This is a genomic window from Pseudorhizobium sp. NPDC055634 (assembly GCF_053618655.1).
Map to the genome: position 1 here is coordinate 341,055 of NZ_JBSHHW010000004.1, position 24,184 is coordinate 365,238.

The window sequence follows — 24,184 nt, forward strand, 5'->3', positions numbered from 1 at the left end:
ATCGGGGCCTTCGCGGCCCCGATTTTCGTTCATGCCCGCGGCATTCGCCTTTGCGTCCGCGGCGTCTATGATCCGGGCATGAGCGAATCAAAAGCAATGATCCTGGGTGCGAGCGGCTCCGAACTGACCGCCGACGAATTGGCCCTCTACAGGGACGAGCGTCCGTGGGGCTTTATCCTCTTTGCGAGAAACATCCAGGAGGCCGCGCAGGTGGCCGACCTGGTCGCGGCGATGCGCGACGCGGTCGGGCGCCCGGCCGCACCGGTCCTGATCGACCAGGAGGGCGGGCGCGTCCAGCGCATCCGGCCGCCGCTTGCGGAAAAGTATCCGCCGGCCGCGGAACTCGGCGCCTTGTACGCGCAGGACCGGGAAAAAGGCCTGCGGGCGGCTTGGCTGATGTCGCGCCTGCATGCCTTCGATCTCCTGCGCCTCGGCATCAATGTGGACTGCCTGCCGGTGCTCGACGTCCCGGTAAGGGGGGCCAGCAACGTCATCGGCGACCGTGCCTACGGCTTCGATCCCATGCTGGTGGCCGACATGGGCCAGGCGGCGGCGGATGGGCTGAAGGCCGGCGGCGTCCTGCCCGTCATGAAGCATATCCCCGGCCACGGGCGCGGCATGGCGGATTCGCACCACGAACTCCCGGTGGTGGACGCGAGCCTGGCGGAACTCGAGGCGCATGATTTCGTGCCGTTCCGCGCCTTGAGGAACGAACTGATGGCGATGAGCGCGCACATCGTCTTTACCGCGATCGATCCCGATCAGCCGGCGACGACCTCGCCCCGGGTCATCGACGACGTCATCCGCGGCACCATCGGCTTCGACGGGCTTCTGATGTCGGACGACACCTCGATGAACGCGCTGCGGGGAACGATCGGCGAGCGCGCCCGGCGAATAGCTGGGGGTGGCTGCGATATCATCTTGCATTGCAACGGGATGATGGACGAAATGAAGGCTGTCGTTGAAGAAGCAAAGCCGCTCGCTGGCGATGCGCTTCGGCGGGCAGAAGCCGTGGAGACCGCCTTAGGCCCCGCGGACGCACTGGACGAAGCCGCGCTGCGTCAGGAGTTCTGGAGCCTGCTCTCGATCGCCTGACGTCGACGCCATGGTCGGAAACGAGGATGAACATCGCGCAGAGTTCCATTCCGATGGACCAGCTTTGGCAGGACGCCCCCGAGCGGGCGGCCGACGAGCCGGCGCTGGTCATCGACGTGGGCGGCTTCGAAGGCCCGCTCGACCTGCTGCTTCACCTCGCACGGTCCCAGAAGGTCGACCTTGCGCGCATCTCGGTGCTGGCGCTTGCGGAACAGTATCTTGCCTTTATCGACAGCGCGCGGCGCGTCCGCATCGAGCTCGCCGCCGACTATCTCGTCATGGCCGCGTGGCTCGCATTCCTGAAATCGAAGCTCCTGATACCGCAGCAGGTGAAGGGCGACGAGGGGCCGACGGGCGAGGAAATGGCGGCGACGCTCGCCTTCCGTCTGAAGCGGCTGGAGGCGATGCGCGAAGCCGCCACCCGGCTGGTCAACCGCAATCAGGTCGGCCGCGACGTGCATGCGCGCGGCGCTCCCGAGCACATTCCTCATCGCGTCCAGTCGGCATATGACGCAAGCCTCTTCGACCTCCTCTCCGCGTATGCCAACATCCGGCAGCGGCACGCCATCACGCAGGTAACCATCGAAAAGCGCAATGTCTGGTCGCTCTCCGATGCGCGGGAGCTTTTGACCCGCATGCTCGGCGAGATCACCGACTGGACGGTCCTGCAGCATTATCTTCTCCGCTACCTGTCGCCGCGCGACCGCGTGACCGCGACGGCGAGTGCGTTTGCCGCCTCGCTGGAACTGGTCCGGGAAGGCAAGATGGAGATCCGCCAGGACGGCGCCTTCCAGCCGATCTACCTCCGCCAGGGGCGCAACCCCGCGATCGTCCAGGAGGCGCCTGTTGACGGCTTCTGACCAGGACGAGGACGAGCGGGAAGGGCAGGCCGGAGCGCCGCCGGAGGATAGCTTTTCGCTTCTCGAGGTCGAGCGGATCGCGGAGGCGCTGGTCTTTGCCTCCGCCGAGCCCGTCTCCGAAGCCTTCCTTGCGGAACGCCTGCCGCGCGGCGCCCCGGTGACGCAGGTCATGCAGGGGCTTGCCGAACGCTACGCCGCGCGTGGCGTGAACCTCGTCCGCAGCGGCGACCGGTGGGCCTTCCGCACCGCGGCCGATCTCTCCTTCGTGATCCGCAAGGACGAGAACGAGGTGCGCAAGCTGTCGCGCGCCGCTCTCGAGGTCCTGGCCATTATTGCCTATCACCAGCCGGTGACGCGGGCCGAGATCGAGGAAATCCGCGGCGTGCAGACGTCGAGGGGAACGCTCGACGTCCTGATGGAGGCGGGCTGGATACGCTTTCGCGGACGAAGGCGCTCTCCCGGCCGCCCGGTGACGCTCGGCACGACGCCCGATTTTCTCGACCATTTCGGGCTGGAGGAACTGCGGGACCTGCCGGGGCTCGATGAACTGAAGGGTGCGGGGCTGCTGTCCGGCCGCATCCCGCCGAACTTCCAGGTGCCGATCCCGACGATGTCCGACGACCTGTCGGACGACGAGGATCCGATCACCCAGCTCGATCTCGAGGAACTCGGTCTCTTGACACCGAGCGGTGAAGAAGAGGAATGAAGTCATCTTATCGTGAGCCCTCGACCGGGCTTCAGCCTGCGAGCATGTGATGACTTCCGATCCCCAGAGCCAGGGCACACCGATCACCCGGGCGGCAGGCGTTTCTTTCGCCTCGCGGCTCACCTTCGAGGATATCCGGCACAGCTATCACGGCAAGGCGACGATCCGCGGCATTTCGCTGACGGCCGAGCCCGGGGAGGTCCTCTGCCTGCTCGGCCCTTCGGGATCCGGCAAGACGACGTTGCTGCGAATCGCGGCAGGCATCGAGGCCCAGACCGGTGGGCGGGTCGTCATAGACGGTCGGGAGGTTGCCGGCCCCGCCGCCTTCCTGCCGCCCGAAAAGCGCGGCATTGGCCTGATGTTCCAGGACTTTGCCCTCTTTCCGCATATGACGGTGCTCGACAATGTCCGTTTCGGGCTGACGGCGCTGACCGGGCACGAGGCGGCGGCGGCCGCGAAGGCAGCCCTCGAACGGGTGGGGCTCGCCCGGTATGCCGACAAGTACCCCCATGCGCTTTCCGGTGGCGAGCAGCAGCGGGTGGCGCTGGCGCGCGCGCTTGCACCGCGTCCGGGCGTCCTCTTGATGGACGAACCGTTTTCCGGGCTCGACTCCCGCCTCAAGGACGCAATTCGCGCCGATACGCTCGCAATCCTGCGCGAAAGCCGCGCTACCGCCATTGTCGTGACCCATGATGCCGAGGAGGCCATGCGGATGGCGGACCGGATCGCGCTTCTGCGGGACGGCCGCCTCGTGCAGGTCGGCAGTGCCGAGGAACTCTACAGGGCTCCGCGGGATCTCTTCGCCGCCGCCTTCTTCTCCGAGATCAACGAGTTCTCGGGCGTGGTGCGGGGGGCGATGGTCGAGACGCCGCTGGGGACGGTTCCCGTCCGCGACATCGGCGAGGGGGCCGAGGTCTCCATTGCGGTGCGTCTTTCGGACGTGCGCGTTTTGCCGCAGGGCGGGCCGATCGAGGCCAGAATCCGCTCCCGACGCTTCCTCGGCGTGGTGGAAGTGCTGAATCTGGCTGTTTCGGGTCGCGAGGAACTCGTCCGGGCCCGTGTACGGGCGGATCTCCTGCCGCCGGGTCTGACCGAGGTCACGCTCGGAGCGGCTCCGCAGGACATTTTGGTATTTGAAAAAGCAGATCAAACAGCATAAATCGAGAAAAACAGAATTGGAGTTGCAGTTATGGGTTCCTTCAGTGTTTGGCATTGGCTGATCGTTCTGGTGATCGTGCTCGTGCTCTTCGGTCGCGGCAAGATTCCGGAATTGATGGGTGATGTCGCCAAGGGCATCAAGAGCTTCAAGAAGGGCATCAGCGAAGACGATACTCCTGATACGACCAAGACCGTCGAGCATAAGTCCGAGGATACCAAGGAAAGCACTCGGACCTGATCTTGTCGGACCGGGGTCGAGGAGCCTTGTTGAATGCTTGATATCGGCTGGACCGAGCTTCTCGTAGTGGGGATCGTTCTCATCGTCGTGGTTGGTCCGAAGGACCTGCCGCCGATGCTGAGGGCGTTCGGCCGGATGATGGGCACGCTTCGCAAAATGGCGGGCGAGTTCCGCACGCAGTTCGACGAGGCGCTGCGCGAGTCCGACATGGACGAGGTGCGCAAGACGATCTCGGATGCGCAGAAGCTCAATCCGTCCAACGCTCTTCGCGACGCGATCAATCCGCTGCGCCAGATGGGCCAGGATATCCGCAAGGACCTCGAGAAGTCGACGCGCGTCGAGACGCCCGACGTCGAGGCCCAGGCCGTCGTGGAGGGGATTGTCCCGGCTGAGCAGCCGGCGCCGGTGACGGTTCCGCCTCCGGCCATGAGCCTTCCGTCCACGCCCCCCGACATCCCGGTTCCCGCGGCGGCTGCCGTCGCGGCGGCACCGGAGAAGGCCAGGCGCAAGGCGCCGGCGGTGAGAAAAACGGCGGATGCGCCGGTAAGCAGGGCTCCAAGAGCCAAGACCCCCGCGAAGGACGCAGCGGCAGAGACGGCGGCCGAAAAGCCGGCTCCCCGCAAGCGAGCCCCGCGGAAATCCGTAACGCCGAAGGATGATGCATGAGCGGTGATCTCGAAGACAAGCCGCAGCCGCTCATCGAGCATCTGATCGAGTTGCGTACGCGGCTGATATGGTCGCTCGGCGCGTTCTTTGTCGCCTTCCTCGTCTGCTTCTTCTTCGCCAAGGATCTCTTCAACTTCCTGGTCGTCCCCTACAGGTGGGCGGTGACCTGGGCGGACATGGACGTCACCAAGTCCGAGCTGATCTACACCGCGCCGCAGGAGTTCTTCTTCACCCAAGTGAAGGTGGCCATGTTCGGGGCGCTGGTCATCGCCTTTCCGGTCATCGCCTCACAGATCTACAAGTTCGTCGCGCCGGGCCTCTACAAGAACGAGCGGGCAGCCTTCCTGCCATTCCTGGTGGCCTCGCCGATCCTCTTCCTGATGGGCGCGGCGCTCGTCTATTTCTTCTTCACGCCGATGGTGATGTGGTTCTTCCTCGCCATGCAGCAGGCGCCGGAGGAAGGCGAGATGGCAATCTCGCTCCTGCCGCGCGTGTCGGAATATCTCAGCCTGATCATGACGCTGGTGCTGTCCTTCGGCCTGGTGTTCCAGCTGCCGGTCGTCACCACGCTTCTCGCGAGGGTGGGATTGCTGACGAGCGACTGGCTGCGCGAGAAGCGCAAGTTCGCGATCGTCATCGCCTTCGTCGTCGCGGCCGTCCTGACGCCGCCGGATCCGCTCTCCCAGATCGGCCTTGCGCTGCCAACTATCCTTCTCTACGAGATTTCCATCTACGCCGCACGACTCGTCGAGCGCAAGCGCGCCGAGGAGGCTCTTGCCGAACCTGCCGCGTCGGACCTTGCCGATACGGACAAGGCCTAGGCTTTTCTGCCTTGCCCGCGAGAGTGCTGCGTTCCGCTGGAAAGGCCAGGAACGATGCTCGATATCAAGTGGATTCGTGAAAACCCCCAGGCGCTGGATGAAGCGCTTGGAAAACGTGGCGCCGAACCGATGGCGGCCACCCTGCTGGCGCTCGACGAGAAGCGCCGCGCCGTCATTCAGAAGCTCCAGGACATGCAGTCCCGCCGCAACGCCGCCTCCAAGGAGATCGGCGCGGCCATGGCGCAGAAGAACACCGAGCTTGCCGAACGCCTGAAGTCCGAGGTCGCGACGATCAAGGACACGATGCCCGCCGCCGAGCAGGAGGAGCGGGAGGTCGTGTCGGCACTCGACGACGCCCTGTCGCGCATCCCGAACATTCCCCTCGACGACGTCCCGGTCGGCAGGGACGAGAACGACAACGTGGTCAAGCACGTCGTCGGGCAGAAGCCCGGCTGGAACCACGCCGCGGAGGAGCACTTCGAGATCGGCGAGGCGCTCGGCTACATGGATTTCGAGCGGGCGGCGAAGCTTTCCGGCTCGCGCTTCACGGTCCTGACGGGGCCGCTCGCGAGGCTCGAACGCGCCATCGGCCAGTTCATGCTCGACCTGCACACCACCGAGCACGGGTATACGGAAGTCTCCTCGCCGCTGATGGTGCGCGACGAGGCCATGTACGGCACCGGGCAGCTCCCCAAGTTCGCCGAGGATCTTTTCCGCACGACCGATGGCCGCTGGCTGATCCCGACCGCCGAGGTGACGCTGACCAACCTCGTCGCCGGCGAAGTGCTGGAGCAGGAAAAGCTGCCGCTGCGCTTTACGGCGCTGACGCCGTCCTTCCGCTCGGAGGCGGGTTCTGCCGGCCGCGACACGCGCGGCATGCTGCGCCAGCACCAGTTCTGGAAGTGCGAACTCGTCTCGATCACCGACGCCGAAAGCTCCATCGCCGAGCATGAGCGGATGACGGAATGCGCCGAGACGGTCCTGAAGCGCCTCGGCCTGCATTTCCGCACCGTGACGCTCTGCACCGGCGACATGGGCTTCGGCGCGCAGAAGACCTACGATATCGAAGTGTGGTTGCCCGGCCAGGACACCTATCGCGAAATCTCGTCCTGTTCGGTCTGCGGCGATTTCCAGGGCCGCCGCATGAATGCCCGCTACCGCGTCAAGGACGACAAGGCGCTCAGGTTCGTCCACACGCTGAACGGATCGGGGACCGCCGTGGGGCGCTGCCTGATTGCGGTCATGGAGAACTATTATAACGAGGACGGGTCGATCAGCGTCCCGGACGCACTTGTCCCCTACATGGGCGGCATCACGAGAATTGAACGGGGCGCCTGATGCGCATCCTGCTCACCAATGACGACGGAATCCATGCGGAGGGCCTGGCGGCGCTGGAGCGCATCGCCCGCCAGCTTTCCGACGACGTCTGGATCGTCGCACCAGAAACCGACCAGAGCGGTCTTGCCCATTCGCTGACTCTATCGGAGCCTCTGCGGCTGCGGCAGGTGGGCGACAAGCACTTCGCGCTCCGCGGCACGCCGACCGACTGCGTCATCATGGGCATCCGCCAGGTCCTTCCGGAAAAGCCGGACCTCGTTCTCTCCGGCGTCAATGCCGGGGCCAACATGGCCGACGACGTCACCTATTCCGGCACGATCGCGGGGGCGATCGAAGGCACGCTGCAGGGCGTGCGCTCCTTCGCGCTGAGCCAGGCCTACCATCATGATGCCGAAGGCGGCCGTATCGTTCCCTGGGAGACAGCGGAAGCCTACGCGCCGCAGCTCATCCGCAAGCTGAGCGATGTCGATCTGCCGGACGGAACCTTCCTGAACCTCAACTTCCCGAAATGCGCGCCCAAGGATGTCCAGGGCGTCCAGGTGACCTCGCAGGGAAAGCTGGATTTCGGCCTGACGATCGATGAACGGCGGGACGGCCGGGGGCTTCCCTATTACTGGCTGAGGTTTGGCGAACGGCTCGGTCACTTTCGGGAAGGGACCGATATCCACGCCGTCAAGCACAACCGGATATCCGTCACACCCCTCAAGCTGGACCTCACCGATCATTCGGTACAGGATCGCCTCGCGGAAGCGCTTGGATTCGGAGTGGCCGATTGAAGCCCAGCATGGTCGAGAAAGAGGGTTTTGCCGCGCTCGTGCTGCGTTTGCGGGCCGAGGGCATTTCCGACCTCGACCTTCTGACCGCCGTCGAGCAGACGCCGCGCTCACTGTTCGTGCCTGCGGCAGTGGCGGCCGACGCCTATTCGGGCAGGACGATCCCGATCGAATGTGGGGCCTTCATGGAAGGCGCCGATCTCGCCGTCCGCATGCTCCACCATTTGCAGGTGAAGCCCGGCCAGCGCGTGCTCGAAATCGGCACGGGTAGCGGGTTCACCGGCGCGGTCCTCGGCCGGCTTGCGGAGCGGGTCCTGTCCGTCGATAGGTACAGGACGCTGGTGACGGGCGCCCAGGGCCGCATGGACAAGCTTTCCCTCCGCAACGTCGTGATCCGCCAGGCCGACGGCATAAACGGCATGCCGGGCGAGGGGACCTTCGACCGCATCCTGGTCACCGGGGCCTTCACGTCGATGCCGCGCTTCTATGCCGAGCAGTTGGTGTCCGGCGGAGCGATGATCGCGCCTCTCATCCGCGAGGACGGTTCCTGCATGATGATGCGGCTCACGAAGACCGGAAGCCGCTTCGACCGCGAGGATCTCTTTCCCGCGCCCTATCTGCCGCTCGTCCCCCATATTGCGGCAGCACTTTGACATTTGCCGCCGCCCAGGGTGGCATGGTTACCAAATTAGAAAAAATTCAAATTCCGTACCGGCGCTTTAACCCGCCAGTAAGACTAACACGCTTTAATCTCACCCAACGATGGTTGCGTCACGTTAGGTCGAGTCATGCGTATCAAGAGTTCGCTCAAGTCCCGTCAATCACTTCTCCGGATTGCAGGTGCCGTATTGCTCGCCAGCGCTGCCACGGGCTGCAGTTCTGATGCGACGCGATTTTCCGGTCTGTTCTCCGATACGGATTCGCTCACCACGGCGTCCATTCCGCAACGACAGGGAGCAGGCGCCTACGGCCGGGCCCCGGTCCCGCGCGGCGATGTCGCTTCGGCGCCCGCCGGCGGTTACGGAAATCAGCCCGCCGCGCCGTCGCAGCCCTATCCTTCCGCCGGCGGCGACTATGTCTCCATTCCTTCGGCGGCGCGGTCCGCGTCGGCTCCGGCAAGCGTGCAGCGCACGGAACTCGAGCCTCCCGGTGGCGCCGTTGCCGGCAACGACATGGCGGCTCGCCAGCAGGCGCTCGCACAGCCGTTCCCTTCCAATTCCCCGAGTGCCGCGCGTCCGGCGCCCGCCGCGGCTGCTTCCGACGACCTGACGACCGGAACCGTCAAGACGACCTCCGGCTGGTCGACCGTCAACGCACCGCAGGTGACGCTGAAGGCAGGCGAGTCGGCGGCCACGCTGTCGCGTCGCTACGGCGTTCCGGAACGCGAGATCCTGCGCGCCAACAATGGCAAGCTCGTCGCCGGCCAGTCCGTCGTCATTCCGACCTTCGGCCCGGCGAGCAATTCCGCCAAGGTCGCCGCCGGTGACATCGATCTGCAGAACAAGGCGCCGGCTCCGGTCGAACAGCCGGAACAGAAGGTTGCCGTCCTGCCGACGCCGGCCCGCGACAAGTCCATGGCCCAGCCGGGCAAGGTCACGCCGCCTGCCGGTGCGGGCGGGACCCATACCGTCCAGCCGGGCGACACGCTGACGAAGATCGCCCGTGCCAACGGCATCTCCGTGGACCAGTTGAAGGCGGCGAACGGCCTGACGAACGAAGGTATCCGCATCGGCCAGGTCCTCAGCCTCTCGGCCTCCTCGGCACCGGTCGCGACCGACCCGGTCAAGACGGCATCCGTCCGGCAGGTGCCGGCAGCCCCCGCCGCCGCACCCGTCGCCGAAAAGCCGGTCGTGCAGGCGCAGCCCGCCGAGGCCCAGAAGCCGGTCGAGACGGCATCCGTCTCCGAAGCTGCCGTCAAGTCGGACGTCACGGCCGCGGCTCCGCAGTCAACCGGCATCGGCAAGTATCGCTGGCCGGTCAATGGCGCCGTCATCGCAGGCTTCGGCCAGAACGTCGAAGGCAGCCGCAACGACGGCATCAACATCTCCGTCCCGGAAGGCACGCCGATCAAGGCCGCCGAGAACGGCGTCGTCATCTATGCCGGCAACGGCCTGAAGCAGCTCGGCAATACGGTCCTGGTGCGCCATGACGACGGCAAGGTCACCGTCTACGGCCATGCCGGCGCTCTCAACGTTGCCCGCGGCCAGAAGGTCACCCGTGGCCAGACCATCGCCAGTTCCGGCATGAGCGGCGACGCGAAGCGTCCGCAGGTTCACTTCGAGGTTCGCAAGGACGCGACGCCCGTCAACCCGATTACATTCCTTGAGTAGAGTAGTGCGTTTCAGGGAATGCGGAAAAGCCCGGCTCGTCCGGGCTTTTCGTTATTTGCGCTCCAGCGGCAGCCGCAGCCGACCGGCGAGATCCTGGATATACTGCCAGGCGACGCGTCCGGAGCGTCCGCCCCTTGTGGTCGCCCATTCGAGCGCTTCGCGGTGAAGCTCGTCCCGCTGCAGCGGGAGACCGAAGTAGTCGGCATAGCCGTCGATCATCGTCAGGTAGTCGTCCTGGCTGCATTTGTGGAAGCCGAGCCACAGCCCGAACCGGTCCGATAGCGACACCTTCTCCTCGACCGCCTCCGACGGGTTGATGGCGGTCGACTGCTCGTTTTCCATCATGTGCCGCGGCAAAAGATGGCGCCGGTTCGACGTTGCGTAGAAGAGCACATTGTCGGGCCGCCCTTCGATGCCGCCGTCGAGTGCCGCCTTGAGCGACTTGTAGGCGGTGTCGTCGTGATCGAAGGAGAGATCGTCGCAGAAGACGATGACGCGCTGGCCGGAGACCTTGAGGATATCGAGAAGCAGCGGCAGGGACGCAATGTCCTCGCGATGCACCTCGACGAGTTTCAGCGCGCCCTGGACGGAGGCGCGGACGTCCTCATGCACCGCCTTGACCAGCGAGGATTTTCCCATCCCGCGGGCGCCCCACAGGAGCACGTTGTTGGCGGGATAGCCCTCGGCAAAACGCAGCGTGTTCTCGTGCAGGATGTCGCGCACGTGATCGACGCCGCGGATCAGCGAAAGCGCCACCCGGTTCGGACGCGGCACGGGCTGCAGCCGCTGGTTTGCGGGCACCCAGACGAAGCAGTCGGCCGACGACCAGTCGTTGGCGGCGGGAGGCGGGCCGGCCAGCCGTTCCAGGGCGTCGGCAAGGCGCGACACTTCCGCGAGCAGGCGCTGATTGAGTTCCTCGGCCACGGCATCCTCCCTGCTGAATTGGTGTTGAACGTCCCTGGTCAGCGGTTAGCACGCTGCATCGGCCTGCAAAAGCCAGCCAGTCGTGGATTTGGTACGCGCAGCATCCTGTTTCTGTTGCATTCAGGGTGGGCACAATTATATTCCGGCCACTTGCAAAAAGGGGGCGTTGGGCTCCTGTCAATCATGGAGTACTCGATGTTCATCACCGAAGCATTCGCCCAGGCGGAAGGTGCAGCCCCGTCTGCGATGGGTTCCGGCCTCGAAATGCTGTTTCTCTTCGCGCCGCTGATGGTGGTCTGGTACTTCTTCCTGATCCGTCCGCAGCGCACGCAGCTGAAGAAGCGGCAGGAAATGCTGTCCAACATCCGCCGTGGCGACAACGTCGTTCTCGGCGGCGGCATTGCCGGCAAGGTCACCAAGGTCATCGACGACAACGAGGTCGAGGTCGAGATCGCCGAAGGCGTCAAGGTCCGCGCGCTGCGCGCCTATGTTGCCGAAGTGCGGGTGAAGGGCGAGCCGGTCAAGACCGACGCTCCCGCATCCTGATGCCTCGTGCGGCGTGCCCCGGGGGCGCGCCGCAACTCCTCCGCCTCGCGGAGAACGCAAGGAGGCACGTATAGTGCCAAAGGGAATTGAAATCCGGGACACCCACTTTCCGGGCCGCGCACCGATCGATGCCTATGGCAATGGCGGTTTCCGGTTCGCCGACATGTCCCATCGCGGTTCGCTCCTCTGCCTGCCCTCCGGGATCCACGGCTGGGATCTTGCCGAAGGCCAGCCGCTGATGGTCGACGCGCTCGCCAAGGTATTGGACGAAGCTGAGGGCATCGAAGTCCTGCTCGTCGGCACGGGCCTCGAGCTTCGCCCGATCCCGCAACAGGTCAAGGCGGCGCTGAAGGCCCGCGGCATCGCATCGGACCCTATGTCCACCGGGGCGGCCGTTCGGACCTACAACGTCATGCTCTCCGAAGCGCGCGCCGTCGCTGCCGCCCTGATCGCGGTGTGAGCGCGGGTGGCCTCCGGTTCCGACATAGTTCTTTCGATGCTTCGCGAGACCGACCGCGACCGGTATCTCGCATGCCTTCTGTCGCCCGAGGACAAACGGGACGCGCTCGCCGCGCTCTATGCCTTCAACGCCGAGATTGCCCGCGTTCGCGACGTGGTGCACGAAGCGCTTCCGGGTGAAATACGCCTCCAGTGGTGGCGTGACCTGATCGAGGGCGCCGCCCACGGGGATGCCGGCGGAAATCCGGTTGCCGCTGCGCTTCTCGCGACGATCGGTGCCCATCGGCTGCCGCGGCAGACATTCCTCGCGATGATCGATGCGCGGGTCGGAGATCTCTATAACGACCCGTTCCCCGGCCGCAACGAACTGGAAGGCTATGCCGGCGAGACGGCCTCGGCGCTGATCCAGCTCGCAAGTCTCGTGCTCGATCCGGGCGAAGCGGCAGGGACCGCCGACGCGGCAGGTCACGCCGGCGTCGCCCAGGCGATCGCCGGGCTTCTCCTTCTCATGCCGCTCCACCGCCGACGCGGCCAGCTCCATATTCCGCTCGACATCCTGGCGGCGACCGGGCTCGATCGCGATACCTTCCTCGCGGGGCAGGAGCGCGACCGGATCTCGGCCGCGATCGAAGCCTTCGCGGGTCTCGGCCTCGAGCATCTCGCGAAGGCGCGGGATGCGGGCCCGCTTCCGCGGTCCGTATTTCCAGCCTATCTGCCGGTCTCGCTCGCCGAACCTGTCCTGCGCGATGCGGGCCGGAAAGGGGCGCGCCTGCTTGAGGAAAGCGTCGCCCCGCCGCAATGGCGTCGCCAGTTGCGCATGCTGAGGGCGCAGTTCCGGCAGCGGTTCTGACAACCGGGCAACGGCTCGCGCAAGGCTGGTCGGCTATGGCAGCCGGGTGTCCATCTCAGGGAGCAGGGACGTGAACTCTGTCATCGTCTGGTCGATCATCTTCGTGCTGATCGCGCTTTTTGCCTACTACGCCACCCGCATGGCACGACGGGACCGCGGAGAAGAGGGCTTGAACGATCCGGGTTTCGCGCTTCTCGAATTCGGTCGCGCCTTCCCGAACGAGGCCGTCCGGGAACTGCATTCCACGGCGGACGGGAAGGCGGTCTTCATCCGCCTGCATGACGGCAAGACCGGCATCATGCGCAGCCATGCGAAGCACTATACCTGCTATCTCATCAAGCCGGGCCGCGTCCGCGTGCAGGGACAGGCGGACGCCTGCAGCCTTGCGGTCGAATTCCTCGACTCGCCGGCCAATAACGGCCTCTTCACCTTCAGGACGGAAACCGAGGCAGCCGAGGTCTCGCTCTGGCTGCTCGGAACCTACGTCAGTTCTACCGACATGGACGTCGCCGAAGACGAAGCCTGAGTTTCGGGAGGAAGCCCGAGCCAGGCGGCGCAGTCCCTGAGGGCGCGCGCGGCCATCAGCTGCTTCTTCATGATCGCCTTTTCCTTGCCGCGAAAGCGCTTGACGCCTTCCGGCTTGGTGATCGATCCCGGCTCCAGTTCCGGGAAAAGCCCGAAGTTGATGTTCATCGGCTGGAAGGAGCGCTTGCCCGGTTCGTCATGCGAAACGAGATGGCCGCCGGTGATGTGGCCGAGCAGCGAGCCGAAGGCCGTCGTGGCGGGCGGCGGCGGAAGGGTAACGCCCTTGCGTTCCGCCGCGGCGAAGCGTCCGGCCAGAAGGCCGATCGCCGCGCTCTCCACATAGCCCTCGCAGCCCGTGACCTGGCCTGCAAAGCGCAGGCCCGGGCGGCTCTTGAGGGCGAGCGTCCGGTCGAGAAATGTCGGCGAGTTCATGTAGGTGTTGCGGTGCAGGCCCCCGAGGCGCGCAAACTCGGCGTTCTCGAGCCCCGGGATCATCCGGAAGATCTCAGCCTGGGTGCCGTATTTCAGCTTCGTCTGGAAGCCGACCATGTTGTAGAGCGTGCCGAGCGCATTGTCCTGCCGAAGCTGGACGACCGCATAGGGCTTGACCGTCGGGTTGTGGGCATTCGTCAGGCCCATCGGCTTCATCGGCCCATGACGAAGCGTCTCGCGGCCCCGTTCGGCCATGACCTCGATCGGCAGGCAGCCGTCGAAATAGGGCGTGCCTTCCCATTCCTTGAAGCCCACCGTGTCGCCCGCGATGAGGGCATCGATGAAGGCATTGTACTGCGCCTCGTCGAGAGGGCAGTTGATATAGTCCTTGCCGGTTCCGCCGGGTCCCACCTTGTCGTAGCGCGACTGGTACCAGCAGACGTCCATGTTGATGGTTTCGCGGTAGACGATCGGCGCGATCGCGTCGAAGAAGGCGAGTGAATCCTCGCCCGTCTCCGCCTGGATCGCCGCGGCGAGCGCCGGCGAGGTGAGGGGGCCCGTCGCGATGATCGCGAGGTCCCAGTCGGCCGGCGGAATGCCCTGCACTTCCTCGCGGACGACGGTGATCAGCGGATTTTCCGAGATCGCCTTGGTGACCGCATCGGAAAACCCGTCGCGATCCACCGCAAGCGCACCGCCCGCCGGCACCTGGTTGCGGTCGGCGCAGGCCATGATCAGCGAGCCGGCGAGGCGCATTTCCGCATGGATGACGCCGACCGCATTGGAGGTCGCGTCATCGGAGCGGAACGAGTTGGAGCATACCAGTTCGGCAAGGCCGTCGGTCTTGTGGGCGTCGGTTCCGCGCACACCGCGCATTTCGTGCAGGATGACGGAGATTCCGGACTGGGCGATCTGCCAGGCAGCCTCGGAGCCCGCGAGCCCGCCGCCGACGACATGAATGGGAGAAACGGTCTTATCGGTCATGGGCGCGCTCATATCACGCGTTTGCCGGGGGCGGAATCAAAAAGGCACCCGAGCAGGTGCCTTAGCGAAATCTTGTAGGCTGTTCGGCTGCGCCGCGGCGCATCCTGTCCGCGTTTAGCGGAAGGAGCGGGAGGCGACGTGCCGGATGTCGTAGCGGGTCAGGCCGATATCGTTGAGCGCCTGGTTGGACAAGCCGCCCAGTTCGTTGATCGTACGACGATAGCTCAACCAGTTCTTGGCAAAGCGGATCGGGTTCATGATGGTTCCTCGGGGTTCATACCGGCGGGGCCGGCGATGGCGGTGTTATACACGCGAATAATAACATTGTGCAGTGCAAAGTTTGAGCGACTGCCATGCAATTAAGCGAGGGGTTGCCGAACTATTGGGCGCTGCCGGTTCCTTGGGCGGCGCCTGAGGCTCGCAGGCTGTGGGTGAAAAACAAAAAAACGCCCCGCGAACGGAGCGTTTTTCACACCTTGATTGGTCAGGCGGCGCTTAGAAGCCGACGGCGTTCCGGGCAACGCGGCGGATGTCGCTGCGGCCGATCCCGAGGTCGTTGAGTTCACGATCGCTCATGCGGTCGAGTTCGCTTACGGTTTCGCGGTACTTGCGCCAGTTGTTGAGTTTGCGTGCGATGTTCATGGTCTGCCTCTTTTTGCTGCCGCCGGCAGCGCATCGGGCGCCGGCTGAATTTCATGGCCGGAATATAAGATGCACGGCAAAGCTGTAACAGGCGCAAGTTTGTATGCCACCTATGCGCCAGGTGCATCGCCTTCGCCATCCCGCGTCAACCATTGATTAAGGATTGTTCAGGAGCCGGGTTTCGCCGACAAAAAAATAGCGCCTGCCGGGGGAGGATTCCGGCAGGCGCTATTTGCACGACTGGCGCTAGAGGAGGAGGGTCGCCAGTCTTCGACGGCAAGGGAGGAGGAGATGCCGCCGAATGGTCGGATTGCAGACCCGCGGAGAGTGGGCGGGCGCGTTCCGAAAGTGCTGTATCGAATTAGGGATATCTTATATGATGGCGGTTAAGGAATGGTTAATAACCGTTCCGCCGCTTGAGGCCGAACGGTGTGTGGATCGTAAGTCTCCGCACGTCGCAGAGCCGTCATTTTCCCTTTGCGCCGGAAAAAACGGGTGATATAGAGACGCGCGCTCCGAAAGCCTCCTTGCGGGGATTTTGCGCGGCGGGAGCGCGGGTATGGTGAAATTGGTAGACACGCCAGATTTAGGTTCTGGTGCCGCAAGGCGTGGGAGTTCAAGTCTCTCTACCCGCACCAGAGCCGCAGGAGCAGGATCGGGAGCCGCCAGCGGCTAGAGATCAGCGTTCCAGAAGTCGCGGCCGGTCACTCAGGTTCCGGCGTCGTGCTCATCGAAAACCAACGGCTGTCTGAGCACCGCCGCCACGATATGAAGGTTTTAAAATGCAGGTTACCGAAACGCTCGCTGAAGGGCTGAAGCGCGAAATCAAGGTTGTCATTCCCGCCAAGGACATGGAAGCACAGATGAACGTGCGCCTTGCCGACGCGAAGGACAAGGTCCGCATCAACGGCTTCCGCCCGGGCAAGGTGCCCGTCGCGCATCTGAAGAAGATGTACGGCAAGTCGATCATGGCCGAACTGGTCAACGAGATTGTTCGCGAGCGCCCGACCCAGATCCTGTCCGAGCGCGGTGAGAAGTCGGCGACCCAGCCGTCCGTCACCATGACGGAAGACGAAGCCGAGGCAGAGAAGATCCTCAACGCCGAGGCCGATTTCGAATTCACGCTGTCCTACGAAGTCATCCCGCCGATCGAGCTGAAGCCGACCGACGGCATCAAGGTCGTGCGCGAGGTCGTCGAGGTTTCCGACGACGAGGTCAACGAGCAGATCCTCAAGATCGCCGAAAGCGCCCGCACCTACGAAGCCAAGAAGGGCAAGGCCGCCGATGGCGACCGCGTCACCATGAACTACCTCGGCAAGGTCGACGGCGAAGCCTTTGACGGCGGCGCTGCGGAGGATGCCGAACTGGTTCTCGGTTCCGGCCGCTTCATCCCCGGCTTCGAAGACCAGCTCGTCGGCCTCAAGGCTGGCGACGAGAAGACCATCACCGTGACCTTCCCGGCTGACTATCCGGCCGCAAACCTTGCCGGCAAGGAAGCCACCTTCGACGTTACCGTCAAGGAAGTCGCGGCTCCTGCCGACCTGGAACTGAACGACGAACTCGCCTCCAAGCTCGGCATCGAATCGCTGGACAAGCTCAAGGAGATCGTCCGCGGCCAGATCGAAGGCCAGTACGGCAACGTCACCCGCCAGAAGGTCAAGCGCCAGATCCTCGACCAGCTCGACGAGATGTACAAGTTCGACACGCCGCAGGGCCTGGTCGATGCCGAGTTCGAAAACATCTGGCGCCAGATCAACACCGATCTCGCCCAGTCCGGCAAGACCTTCGAGGACGAGGACACGACCGAGGAAGAAGCACGCGAGGAATATCGCAAGCTCGCCGAACGCCGCGTCCGCCTCGGTCTGGTTCTCTCCGAGATCGGCGAGAAGGGTGGCGTCGAGGTGACGGAAGAAGAGATGCAGCGCGCTCTCTTCGCCCAGCTCCAGCAGTTCCCGGGCCAGCAGAAGGAAATCCTCGACTACTTCCGCAACACGCCCGGCGCTTCCGCTTCGCTGCGTGCGCCGATCTTCGAAGAGAAGGTCGTCGACAAGCTGCTGTCCGAGATCACGGTGACCGACAAGACCGTCTCCAAGGAAGAGCTTCTGGCTGACGACGAGGAAGGTTCCGAGGGCGGTGACAAGCCGGCCAAGAAGAAGGCTGCTCCGAAGAAGAAGGCTGCTGCCAAGGACGAAGCTGCCGAGGCAGGCGCCGAGGAAGCTGCTGCTCCGAAGAAGAAGGCCGCTCCGAAGAAGAAGGCCGCTGACGACAGCGCCGAATAATCTTCGTCTCGCATGATTGAAAAAGCCGGGTCGGCAACGATCCGGCTTTTTTGTTGTCCCCTCCCGAAGTTGTCCCGCCATGATCCGCATCGAAAACATCAGCAAGTCGAACAGCCACCGCATCCTCTATATCGAGGCATCGGCAGCCCTCAATCGCGGCGAGAAGATCGGCCTGGTCGGGCCGAACGGCGCCGGCAAGACGACGCTGTTCCGCATGATCACCGGCCAGGAGAGCCCGGACGAGGGCCAGGTCGCCGTTGAGAAGAACGTCACGATCGGCTACTTCAACCAGGATGTCGGGGAAATGTCCGGCGTCAGCGCGGTGACCGAGGTCATGAACGGCGCCGGTCCCGTCAGTACCGTTGCGGCAGAGCTGCGGGAGCTTGAGGCGGCCATGGTCGATCCGGATCGCCTCGACGAGATGGACGAGATCATCGAGCGCTACGGCGAGGTGCAGGCGCGCTACGAGGAGCTCGACGGCTACGGGCTCGAAAGCCGCGCCCGCGAAGTCCTGGCCGGGCTTTCGTTTAGCCAGGAGATGATGGACGGCGACGTCGGCAAGCTGTCCGGGGGCTGGAAGATGCGCGTCGCGCTCGCCCGCATCCTGCTGATGCGCCCGGACGTGATGCTGCTCGACGAACCGTCGAACCACCTCGACCTCGAAAGCCTGATCTGGCTGGAACAGTTCCTGAAGACCTACGACGGCGCGCTGCTGATGACCTCGCACGACCGCGAGTTCATGAACCGCATCGTCAACAAGATCATCGAGATCGATGCCGGCTCGCTCAACACCTATGCGGGCGATTACGGCTTCTACGAGCAGCAGCGGGCCCAAAACGAGAAGCAGCAGCAAGCGCAGTTCGAGCGCCAGCAGGCGATGCTCGCCAAGGAGATCAAGTTCATCGAGCGCTTCAAGGCCAGGGCCTCCCATGCGGCGCAGGTCCAGAGCCGCGTCAAGAAGCTCGACAAGATCGAACGGGTGGAGCCACCGCGTCGCCGCCAGGCCGTCGCTTTCGAATTCCAGCCGGCGCCGCGCTCGGGAGAGGATGTCGCAAGCCTCAAGGGCGTGCACAAGGCCTATGGCAGCCGGACGATCTACGACGGCCTCGACTTCATGATCCGTCGCCGCGAGCGCTGGTGCATCATGGGCGTCAACGGCGCGGGCAAGTCGACGCTCCTCAAGCTCGTCGCCGGATCGACCGAGCCAGACCAGGGATCGGTCTCGATCGGCGCGAGCGTCAAGATGGGCTATTTCGCCCAGCACGCCATGGATCTCCTTGACGGCGAGCAGACGGTGTTCGAGTGGCTGGAGTCGGAGTTCCCGCGGGCGGGGCAGGGGACGCTGCGCACGCTTGCAGGCTGCTTCGGCTTTTCAGGCGATGACGTCGAGAAGAGATGCCGGGTCCTGTCGGGCGGCGAGAAGGCACGCCTCGTCATGGCGGCCATGCTGTTCGATCCGCCGAACTTCCTCGTCCTCGACGAGCCGACCAATCACCTCGACCTCGACACCAAGGAAATGCTGATCCGGGCCCTCTCCACCTACGAAGGCACCATGCTCTTCGTCAGCCACGACCGGCACTTCCTGTCGGAACTGTCGAACCGCGTGCTGGAAGTCTCGGCGGACGGCATTCACCGCTATGACGGGGGCTATCGGGAATATGTCGAGCGCACGGGCTACGAGGCGCCCGGCCTTTCGGCGTGACGGTCATCCGTTCGCGGATAACCGAGGCGGATGATCTGAAGGAGGCCGTCAGGCCGCCTCCAGTTCCTTCATGTCGGCATCGTCGAGTTCTGTCGCACGCAAGTGCGCAGGCCGGTCGTGAATGCGGCCGACATAGGCTTCGAAGGCGGGCCTCTTTTCGATCGAGCCGAACTGCATGCCCCACATGAGATGCGAGCCGAGATAGACGTCGGCGGCCGTGAAGCTGCTGCCGGCGATATAGGTCCGGTTCGACAGCGCGTCGTCGAGCGTGTCGATCACGTCCTCGTAGCGCCCGTATCCGATCATCACCTGCTTTTCGTCCGGCACCTTGAAGCCGAGCGCGCGGTTGCTGACGGCCGCTTCCAGCGGACCGGCGGCGAAGAAGAGCCAACGATAGTAATCGGCCCGCTCCCGCTGCGGCGGCGCAAGGCCAGCCTGCGGGAAGGCGTCGGCCATGTAGGCGCAGATCGCCGCGCATTCCGTGATGACCTTGTCGCCGTGGATGAGGGTCGGCACCTTGCCCATCGGATTGAGCCTGAGATAGTCCGGCGACTTGATCGTGCCGCCGAAGGTTCGGATCTGCCGGCGGTAGGGGACGCCGACTTCCTCCAGCATCCATCGGGCGATCCGTCCTCGCGACATGGGATTGGTATAGAGAATGAGTTCATCCGGCATATTGACTTCCTCCGTTCCCTTTATGTTCTAGATGCGATGGGGTTCGGTTGCAATCCTGCGGTGCACAAAAAACGGCGGGATTGCTCCCGCCGTCGGTATATCCTGGAACCTGAGTGCGATCAGGCGGCCATGGCCTTCCTGAGGTTCTCGTCGATCTTGTCGAGGAAGGCGGTCGTCGAGAGCCACGGCTGATCGGGACCGATGAGAAGGGCGAGGTCCTTCGTCATGAAGCCGGATTCGACCGTCTCGATGCAGACGCGCTCGAGGGTCGAGGAGAACCGCGCAAGGGCGGCATTGTCGTCGAGCTTCGCACGGTGCGCGAGGCCGCGGGTCCAGGCGAAGATCGACGCGATCGAGTTGGTCGAGGTCTCCTGGCCCTTCTGGTGCTGGCGGTAGTGGCGGGTCACCGTGCCGTGGGCGGCTTCGGCTTCCACCGTCTGGCCGTCCGGCGTCATCAGGACCGAGGTCATCAGGCCGAGCGAGCCGAAGCCCTGCGCGACGATGTCGGACTGGACGTCGCCGTCATAGTTCTTGCAGGCCCAGACGTAGCCGCCGGACCACTTCAGGGCGGCCGCGACCATGTCGTCGATCAGGCGGTGCTCGTACCAGATCTTCTTGGCTTCGTACTGTTCCTTGAACTCGGCGTCGTAGATCTCCTGGAAAATATCCTTGAAGCGGCCGTCATAGGCCTTCAGGATGGTGTTCTTCGTGGAGAGGTAGCAGGGAACGCCGCGCATCAGGGCGTAGTTCAGCGAAGCGCGGGCGAAGTCGCGGATCGAATCGTCGAGGTTGTACATCGCCATCGCGACGCCGGCCGACGGAGCGTCGAACACGTCGTGCTCGATCGTCTGGCCGTCCTCGCCGACGAACTTGATCGTCAGCTTGCCCTTGCCGGGGAACTTGAAGTCGGTGGCGCGGTACTGGTCGCCGAAGGCGTGGCGGCCGACGATGATCGGCTGCGTCCAGCCCGGGACGAGGCGCGGCACGTTCTTCATGATGATCGGCTCGCGGAAGATCACGCCGCCCAGGATGTTGCGGATCGTGCCGTTCGGGCTCTTCCACATCTTCTTGAGGCCGAATTCCTCGACGCGGGCTTCATCAGGCGTGATGGTCGCGCACTTGATGCCGACGCCGTGCTTCTTGATGGCGTTGGCGGCATCGACAGTTACCTGGTCGTCGGTGGCGTCACGGTTCTCGACGGAGAGGTCGTAGTATTCGATCGGCAGATCGAGGTAGGGCAGGATCAGCTTGTCCTTGATGAACTGCCAGATGATGCGGGTCATCTCGTCGCCGTCCAGATCGACGACCGGATTTGCTACCTTGATCTTTTCCATGGATTCCTCTTCGAATGCTGGCAGGGAGCAATTCCCGGCAGTTTTGGACAAGAATGTGGGCTGCGCTATAGCATCCGGGGTGCAGAACGCAAAGCCAAACGGGAAGGCGGAATGCCTTTTCCTGGTGCCGGGATGCCTTCACTTTGGTCGGAGATACCATTGCCACTAAAGGCGATGGTAAAGGATGATCGTAGTCTGGAATCATCGGAACCGCCCATGCGCAAAATTCTCCTGGCCACGGCCTGCCTCCTGATCGCTTCGCCGGTGTCGGCCGGGGATGCTACCGACCCTGTCCGGGAGGTCATGGACATCACCGCCAGGAACTGGTCCAGCAGCGAGGGCGAATGGATCTACCTCTTCGACCCCGAACCCCTCGGTCGACTGTTCAGCCGGAGCTTCCAGGCGGCCTATGCCGAGGCGTCGAAGCGGCCCGCTTACGAGACCGACAACGGAAGCCCCGGCGATCCGTTCGGCTATGACGTCGTCACCGCGTCGCAGGATGGTTGCCCGCTGGAGGATCTCGCCGTTTCGGCGGGTCCGGAAGAGCAGGGCATCACCCGGGTGCGGGTGACCTTCAAGCTGTGGCGCTGTCTCGACCAGCCGGAACTGCGGGAAAGCCTGAACGAGGTGCATTTCGACGTGACGAGCGAGGACGGCCGGTTCGTCATCAGCGACATTCACCGCGTCGAGGCCGGCGACGAGGATTCCGTGCTTGCCGAGATGAGGCAGCACGTCACGGAAACCTATTGAACGGAAAGCGGTGGCTTCCTAAATTTCCCTCGCGACCCTTGCGTTTTTGCAGGATCGCCTGTATGCGCACCACCATTCCACACGTAAGGCATGGGATCGTCCGGGAGAAATCCGGGCCTTTCCGCCGGTGGCATTCCTTAAAGAGGGGTGCTGTTCGCCTTGCGGAGGTTCAACCGGAAAAGGAGAAAAAGGCATGGCATTGCCTGATTTCAGCATGCGCCAGCTTCTGGAAGCTGGTGTTCACTTCGGCCACCAGACCCACCGCTGGAACCCGAAGATGAAGCCGTACATCTTCGGCGACCGCAACAACATCCACATCATCGACCTTGCTCAGACCGTGCCGATGCTGTCGCGCGCGCTGCAGGTCATCTCGGATACCGTTGCCCGCGGCGGACGCGTTCTTTTCGTCGGCACCAAGCGCCAGGCGTCTGAACTCATCGCCGACTCGGCCAAGCGTTCGGCCCAGTACTACGTCAACTCCCGCTGGCTCGGCGGCATGATGACGAACTGGAAGACCATTTCGAACTCGATCGCACGCCTGCGCAAGCTCGACGAAATCCTCTCGTCGGAAGGGTCCGGCTACTCCAAGAAGGAGCGCCTGACCCTCGAGCGCGAGCGCGAGAAGCTCGAAAAGGCCCTCGGCGGTATCCGCGACATGGGCGGCACGCCGGACCTGATGTTCATCATCGACACCAACAAGGAAAAGATCGCGATCGACGAAGCGAAGCGCCTGGGCATCCCGGTCGTCGCCATCATCGACTCGAACTGCGATCCGGACCTGATCGACTACCCGATCCCGGGCAACGACGACGCCTCGCGCGCCATCGCTCTCTACTGCGACCTGATCGCACGCGCTGCCATCGACGGCATCGCTCGCCAGCAGGGTGCATCCGGCCGTGATCTCGGCGCATCCGCCGAAACCCCGGTCGAGCCGGCCCTCGAGGGCGAGGCCGAGGCTCAGGCCTGATCTCCGGCAAAGGCGGCGCTCGCGCCGCCTTTCTTGTCCGGGTCGAGGCAAGTCTCCCCGGCAAGGGTTCATGACCCTGTCACACATCCGGGTACATTCGTCCCCAACGCTGCCTTCGCCGATGTTCTTCCGGCAAGGTGATCTTGAAACAAGAGGCACACAATGACCGAAATCACAGCCGCAATGGTGAAGGAACTGCGCGAAAAGACCGGCGCAGGCATGATGGACTGCAAGAAGGCACTCGCCGAAACCAACGGTGACATGGAAGCGGCGATCGACTGGCTGCGCGCCAAGGGTATCGCCAAGGCCGACAAGAAGTCGGGCCGCACCGCCGCCGAAGGTCTGGTCGGCATTGCCAGCGCAGGCACCAAGGCTGTTGTCGTGGAAGTCAATTCCGAAACCGACTTCGTCGCCCGTAACGACGCCTTCCAGGATCTCGTTCGCGGCGTCGCCCAGGTTGCCCTGTCGACCGACGGTTCCGTCGATGCGATCGGTGCCGCCACCTACCCGGCCTCCGGCAAGTCGGTCACCGACACGATCAAGGACGCGATCGCAACCATCGGCGAGAACATGAGCCTTCGCCGCTCGGCAATGCTCTCCGTCGATGATGGCGTTGTCGCCACCTACATCCACAACGCTGCTGCCGACGGCCTCGGCAAGCTCGGCGTCCTCGTCGCCCTCAAGTCGACCGGCAACAAGGATGCGCTGGCTGCAATCGGCCGCCAGGTGGCAATGCACGTCGCCGCGACCGCGCCGCTCGCAATCCGCGCCGAGGAAGTCGATGCCGCCGTTGCCGAACGCGAGCGCAACGTCTTCATCGAGCAGTCCCGCGCCTCCGGCAAGCCGGATGCCATCATCGAGAAGATGGTCGAGGGCCGCATGCGCAAGTTCTTCGAGGAAGTCGCACTTCTCTCGCAGGCTTTCGTCATCAACCCCGACCTGACCGTCGCCGCTGCCGTCAAGGAAGCGGAAAAGGAAGTCGGCGCGCCGATCGAAGTGACCGGCATGGTTCGCCTGCTCCTCGGCGAAGGCGTCGAGAAGGAAGAGTCCGACTTCGCAGCAGAAGTGGCTGCAGCCGCCAAGGGCTGATTTAGCTCATCTTGATTGGTGAAACCGAAGGGCATCGCGTG

26 protein-coding genes and 1 tRNA gene are annotated in these 24,184 nt (G+C 64.1%); 21 read left to right on the plus strand and 6 right to left on the minus strand.

Annotated elements, in window-relative coordinates; genetic code table 11:
• Window positions 1–78 precede the first annotated feature (78 nt).
• The 11 genes from nagZ to ACWGPT_RS09115 all read left to right on the plus strand — a co-directional run bounded on the left by nagZ (window position 79) and on the right by ACWGPT_RS09115 (window position 9,985).
• A complete protein-coding gene (gene nagZ / locus ACWGPT_RS09065) occupies window positions 79–1,095 on the plus strand; it encodes a beta-N-acetylhexosaminidase (protein ID WP_452605251.1) in 1,017 nt (338 codons plus the stop codon).
• 26 nt (window positions 1,096–1,121) lie between these two features.
• Window positions 1,122–1,955 carry a segregation and condensation protein A gene (locus ACWGPT_RS09070; RefSeq protein WP_452605252.1) on the plus strand — a complete coding sequence of 278 codons (834 nt, stop codon included), beginning with the start codon at window positions 1,122–1,124 and terminating at the stop codon, window positions 1,953–1,955.
• Window positions 1,942–2,661, plus strand: coding sequence for an SMC-Scp complex subunit ScpB (gene scpB, locus ACWGPT_RS09075; RefSeq protein ID WP_452605253.1), 720 nt, complete (start codon window positions 1,942–1,944; stop codon window positions 2,659–2,661). The genes ACWGPT_RS09070 and scpB overlap by 14 nt, the downstream gene beginning before the upstream one ends.
• Before the next feature lie 49 nt (window positions 2,662–2,710).
• Entirely contained in the window at window positions 2,711–3,820 is a 1,110-nt protein-coding gene (locus ACWGPT_RS09080) for an ABC transporter ATP-binding protein (protein WP_452605254.1), read from the plus strand.
• 30 nt (window positions 3,821–3,850) lie between these two features.
• Complete coding sequence (locus ACWGPT_RS09085) at window positions 3,851–4,057, plus strand: twin-arginine translocase TatA/TatE family subunit (protein WP_452605255.1); 207 nt, start codon at window positions 3,851–3,853, stop codon at window positions 4,055–4,057.
• A 33-nt stretch (window positions 4,058–4,090) separates the two neighbouring features.
• Window positions 4,091–4,723: a Sec-independent protein translocase protein TatB gene (gene tatB / locus ACWGPT_RS09090; RefSeq protein ID WP_452605256.1), complete on the plus strand. Its 633-nt coding sequence runs from the start codon at window positions 4,091–4,093 to the stop codon at window positions 4,721–4,723.
• On the plus strand, window positions 4,720–5,544 hold the full coding sequence (gene tatC / locus ACWGPT_RS09095; RefSeq protein ID WP_452605257.1) for a twin-arginine translocase subunit TatC: 825 nt from the start codon (window positions 4,720–4,722) through the stop codon (window positions 5,542–5,544). The genes tatB and tatC overlap by 4 nt, the downstream gene beginning before the upstream one ends.
• A gap of 54 nt (window positions 5,545–5,598) precedes the next feature.
• Entirely contained in the window at window positions 5,599–6,882 is a 1,284-nt protein-coding gene (serS, locus tag ACWGPT_RS09100) for a serine--tRNA ligase (RefSeq protein WP_452605258.1), read from the plus strand.
• Window positions 6,882–7,658 carry a 5'/3'-nucleotidase SurE gene (surE, locus tag ACWGPT_RS09105; RefSeq protein WP_452605259.1) on the plus strand — a complete coding sequence of 259 codons (777 nt, stop codon included), beginning with the start codon at window positions 6,882–6,884 and terminating at the stop codon, window positions 7,656–7,658. Before serS ends, surE begins: the two co-directional genes overlap by 1 nt.
• A gap of 8 nt (window positions 7,659–7,666) precedes the next feature.
• Window positions 7,667–8,308: a protein-L-isoaspartate(D-aspartate) O-methyltransferase gene (locus tag ACWGPT_RS09110; protein WP_452605260.1), complete on the plus strand. Its 642-nt coding sequence runs from the start codon at window positions 7,667–7,669 to the stop codon at window positions 8,306–8,308.
• A 135-nt stretch (window positions 8,309–8,443) separates the two neighbouring features.
• Window positions 8,444–9,985, plus strand: coding sequence for a peptidoglycan DD-metalloendopeptidase family protein (locus tag ACWGPT_RS09115; RefSeq protein WP_452605261.1), 1,542 nt, complete (start codon window positions 8,444–8,446; stop codon window positions 9,983–9,985).
• Window positions 9,986–10,036: 51 nt separating this feature from the next.
• Here ACWGPT_RS09115 and ACWGPT_RS09120 read toward each other — a convergent pair whose 3' ends face one another.
• On the minus strand, window positions 10,037–10,909 hold the full coding sequence (locus ACWGPT_RS09120) for an ATP-binding protein (RefSeq protein ID WP_452605262.1): 873 nt from the start codon (window positions 10,907–10,909) through the stop codon (window positions 10,037–10,039).
• A gap of 195 nt (window positions 10,910–11,104) precedes the next feature.
• Here ACWGPT_RS09120 and yajC point away from each other — a divergent pair, with 195 nt between their 5' ends.
• From yajC to ACWGPT_RS09140, 4 genes are all read left to right on the plus strand, one after another.
• Complete coding sequence (gene yajC / locus ACWGPT_RS09125) at window positions 11,105–11,455, plus strand: preprotein translocase subunit YajC (protein WP_452605263.1); 351 nt, start codon at window positions 11,105–11,107, stop codon at window positions 11,453–11,455.
• Between the two features lie 73 nt (window positions 11,456–11,528).
• Window positions 11,529–11,915 (plus strand): Mth938-like domain-containing protein, encoded by a 387-nt coding sequence (locus ACWGPT_RS09130; protein WP_452605264.1) that lies wholly within the window; start codon window positions 11,529–11,531, stop codon window positions 11,913–11,915.
• A 36-nt stretch (window positions 11,916–11,951) separates the two neighbouring features.
• Window positions 11,952–12,764 (plus strand): phytoene/squalene synthase family protein, encoded by an 813-nt coding sequence (locus ACWGPT_RS09135; protein WP_452605265.1) that lies wholly within the window; start codon window positions 11,952–11,954, stop codon window positions 12,762–12,764.
• Between the two features lie 70 nt (window positions 12,765–12,834).
• Window positions 12,835–13,290, plus strand: coding sequence for a hypothetical protein (locus tag ACWGPT_RS09140; RefSeq protein ID WP_452605266.1), 456 nt, complete (start codon window positions 12,835–12,837; stop codon window positions 13,288–13,290).
• On the opposite strand, the gene trmFO is transcribed toward ACWGPT_RS09140, so the two are convergent.
• The 3 genes from trmFO to ACWGPT_RS09155 form a co-directional block, all read right to left on the minus strand.
• Window positions 13,245–14,705, minus strand: a complete 1,461-nt coding sequence (gene trmFO, locus ACWGPT_RS09145; protein WP_452605267.1) for a methylenetetrahydrofolate--tRNA-(uracil(54)-C(5))-methyltransferase (FADH(2)-oxidizing) TrmFO — start codon at window positions 14,703–14,705, stop codon at window positions 13,245–13,247. The two genes, ACWGPT_RS09140 and trmFO, sit on opposite strands and share 46 nt — an antisense overlap.
• A gap of 114 nt (window positions 14,706–14,819) precedes the next feature.
• On the minus strand, window positions 14,820–14,963 hold the full coding sequence (locus tag ACWGPT_RS09150) for a DUF1127 domain-containing protein (protein WP_452605268.1): 144 nt from the start codon (window positions 14,961–14,963) through the stop codon (window positions 14,820–14,822).
• Between the two features lie 237 nt (window positions 14,964–15,200).
• Window positions 15,201–15,347 carry a DUF1127 domain-containing protein gene (locus tag ACWGPT_RS09155; RefSeq protein ID WP_452605269.1) on the minus strand — a complete coding sequence of 49 codons (147 nt, stop codon included), beginning with the start codon at window positions 15,345–15,347 and terminating at the stop codon, window positions 15,201–15,203.
• A 553-nt stretch (window positions 15,348–15,900) separates the two neighbouring features.
• On the opposite strand from ACWGPT_RS09155, the gene ACWGPT_RS09160 reads away from it, so the two are divergent.
• The 3 genes from ACWGPT_RS09160 (at window position 15,901) to ACWGPT_RS09170 (ending at window position 19,328) form a co-directional block, all read left to right on the plus strand.
• Window positions 15,901–15,985 (plus strand) — tRNA-Leu (locus ACWGPT_RS09160).
• 144 nt (window positions 15,986–16,129) lie between these two features.
• Window positions 16,130–17,626 (plus strand): trigger factor, encoded by a 1,497-nt coding sequence (tig, locus tag ACWGPT_RS09165; protein WP_452605270.1) that lies wholly within the window; start codon window positions 16,130–16,132, stop codon window positions 17,624–17,626.
• A gap of 79 nt (window positions 17,627–17,705) precedes the next feature.
• Entirely contained in the window at window positions 17,706–19,328 is a 1,623-nt protein-coding gene (locus tag ACWGPT_RS09170; protein WP_452605271.1) for an ABC-F family ATP-binding cassette domain-containing protein, read from the plus strand.
• A gap of 48 nt (window positions 19,329–19,376) precedes the next feature.
• Here ACWGPT_RS09170 and ACWGPT_RS09175 read toward each other — a convergent pair whose 3' ends face one another.
• Window positions 19,377–20,003: a glutathione S-transferase family protein gene (locus ACWGPT_RS09175; protein WP_452605272.1), complete on the minus strand. Its 627-nt coding sequence runs from the start codon at window positions 20,001–20,003 to the stop codon at window positions 19,377–19,379.
• A gap of 119 nt (window positions 20,004–20,122) precedes the next feature.
• Window positions 20,123–21,337 (minus strand): NADP-dependent isocitrate dehydrogenase, encoded by a 1,215-nt coding sequence (locus ACWGPT_RS09180; RefSeq protein WP_452605273.1) that lies wholly within the window; start codon window positions 21,335–21,337, stop codon window positions 20,123–20,125.
• A gap of 216 nt (window positions 21,338–21,553) precedes the next feature.
• On the opposite strand from ACWGPT_RS09180, the gene ACWGPT_RS09185 reads away from it, so the two are divergent.
• The 3 genes from ACWGPT_RS09185 to tsf all read left to right on the plus strand — a co-directional run bounded on the left by ACWGPT_RS09185 (window position 21,554) and on the right by tsf (window position 24,143).
• Window positions 21,554–22,087: a hypothetical protein gene (locus ACWGPT_RS09185; RefSeq protein ID WP_452605274.1), complete on the plus strand. Its 534-nt coding sequence runs from the start codon at window positions 21,554–21,556 to the stop codon at window positions 22,085–22,087.
• A 193-nt stretch (window positions 22,088–22,280) separates the two neighbouring features.
• Window positions 22,281–23,054, plus strand: coding sequence for a 30S ribosomal protein S2 (gene rpsB, locus ACWGPT_RS09190; RefSeq protein ID WP_452605275.1), 774 nt, complete (start codon window positions 22,281–22,283; stop codon window positions 23,052–23,054).
• A 162-nt stretch (window positions 23,055–23,216) separates the two neighbouring features.
• Complete coding sequence (gene tsf / locus ACWGPT_RS09195) at window positions 23,217–24,143, plus strand: translation elongation factor Ts (protein ID WP_452605276.1); 927 nt, start codon at window positions 23,217–23,219, stop codon at window positions 24,141–24,143.
• Window positions 24,144–24,184: the final 41 nt, after the last annotated feature.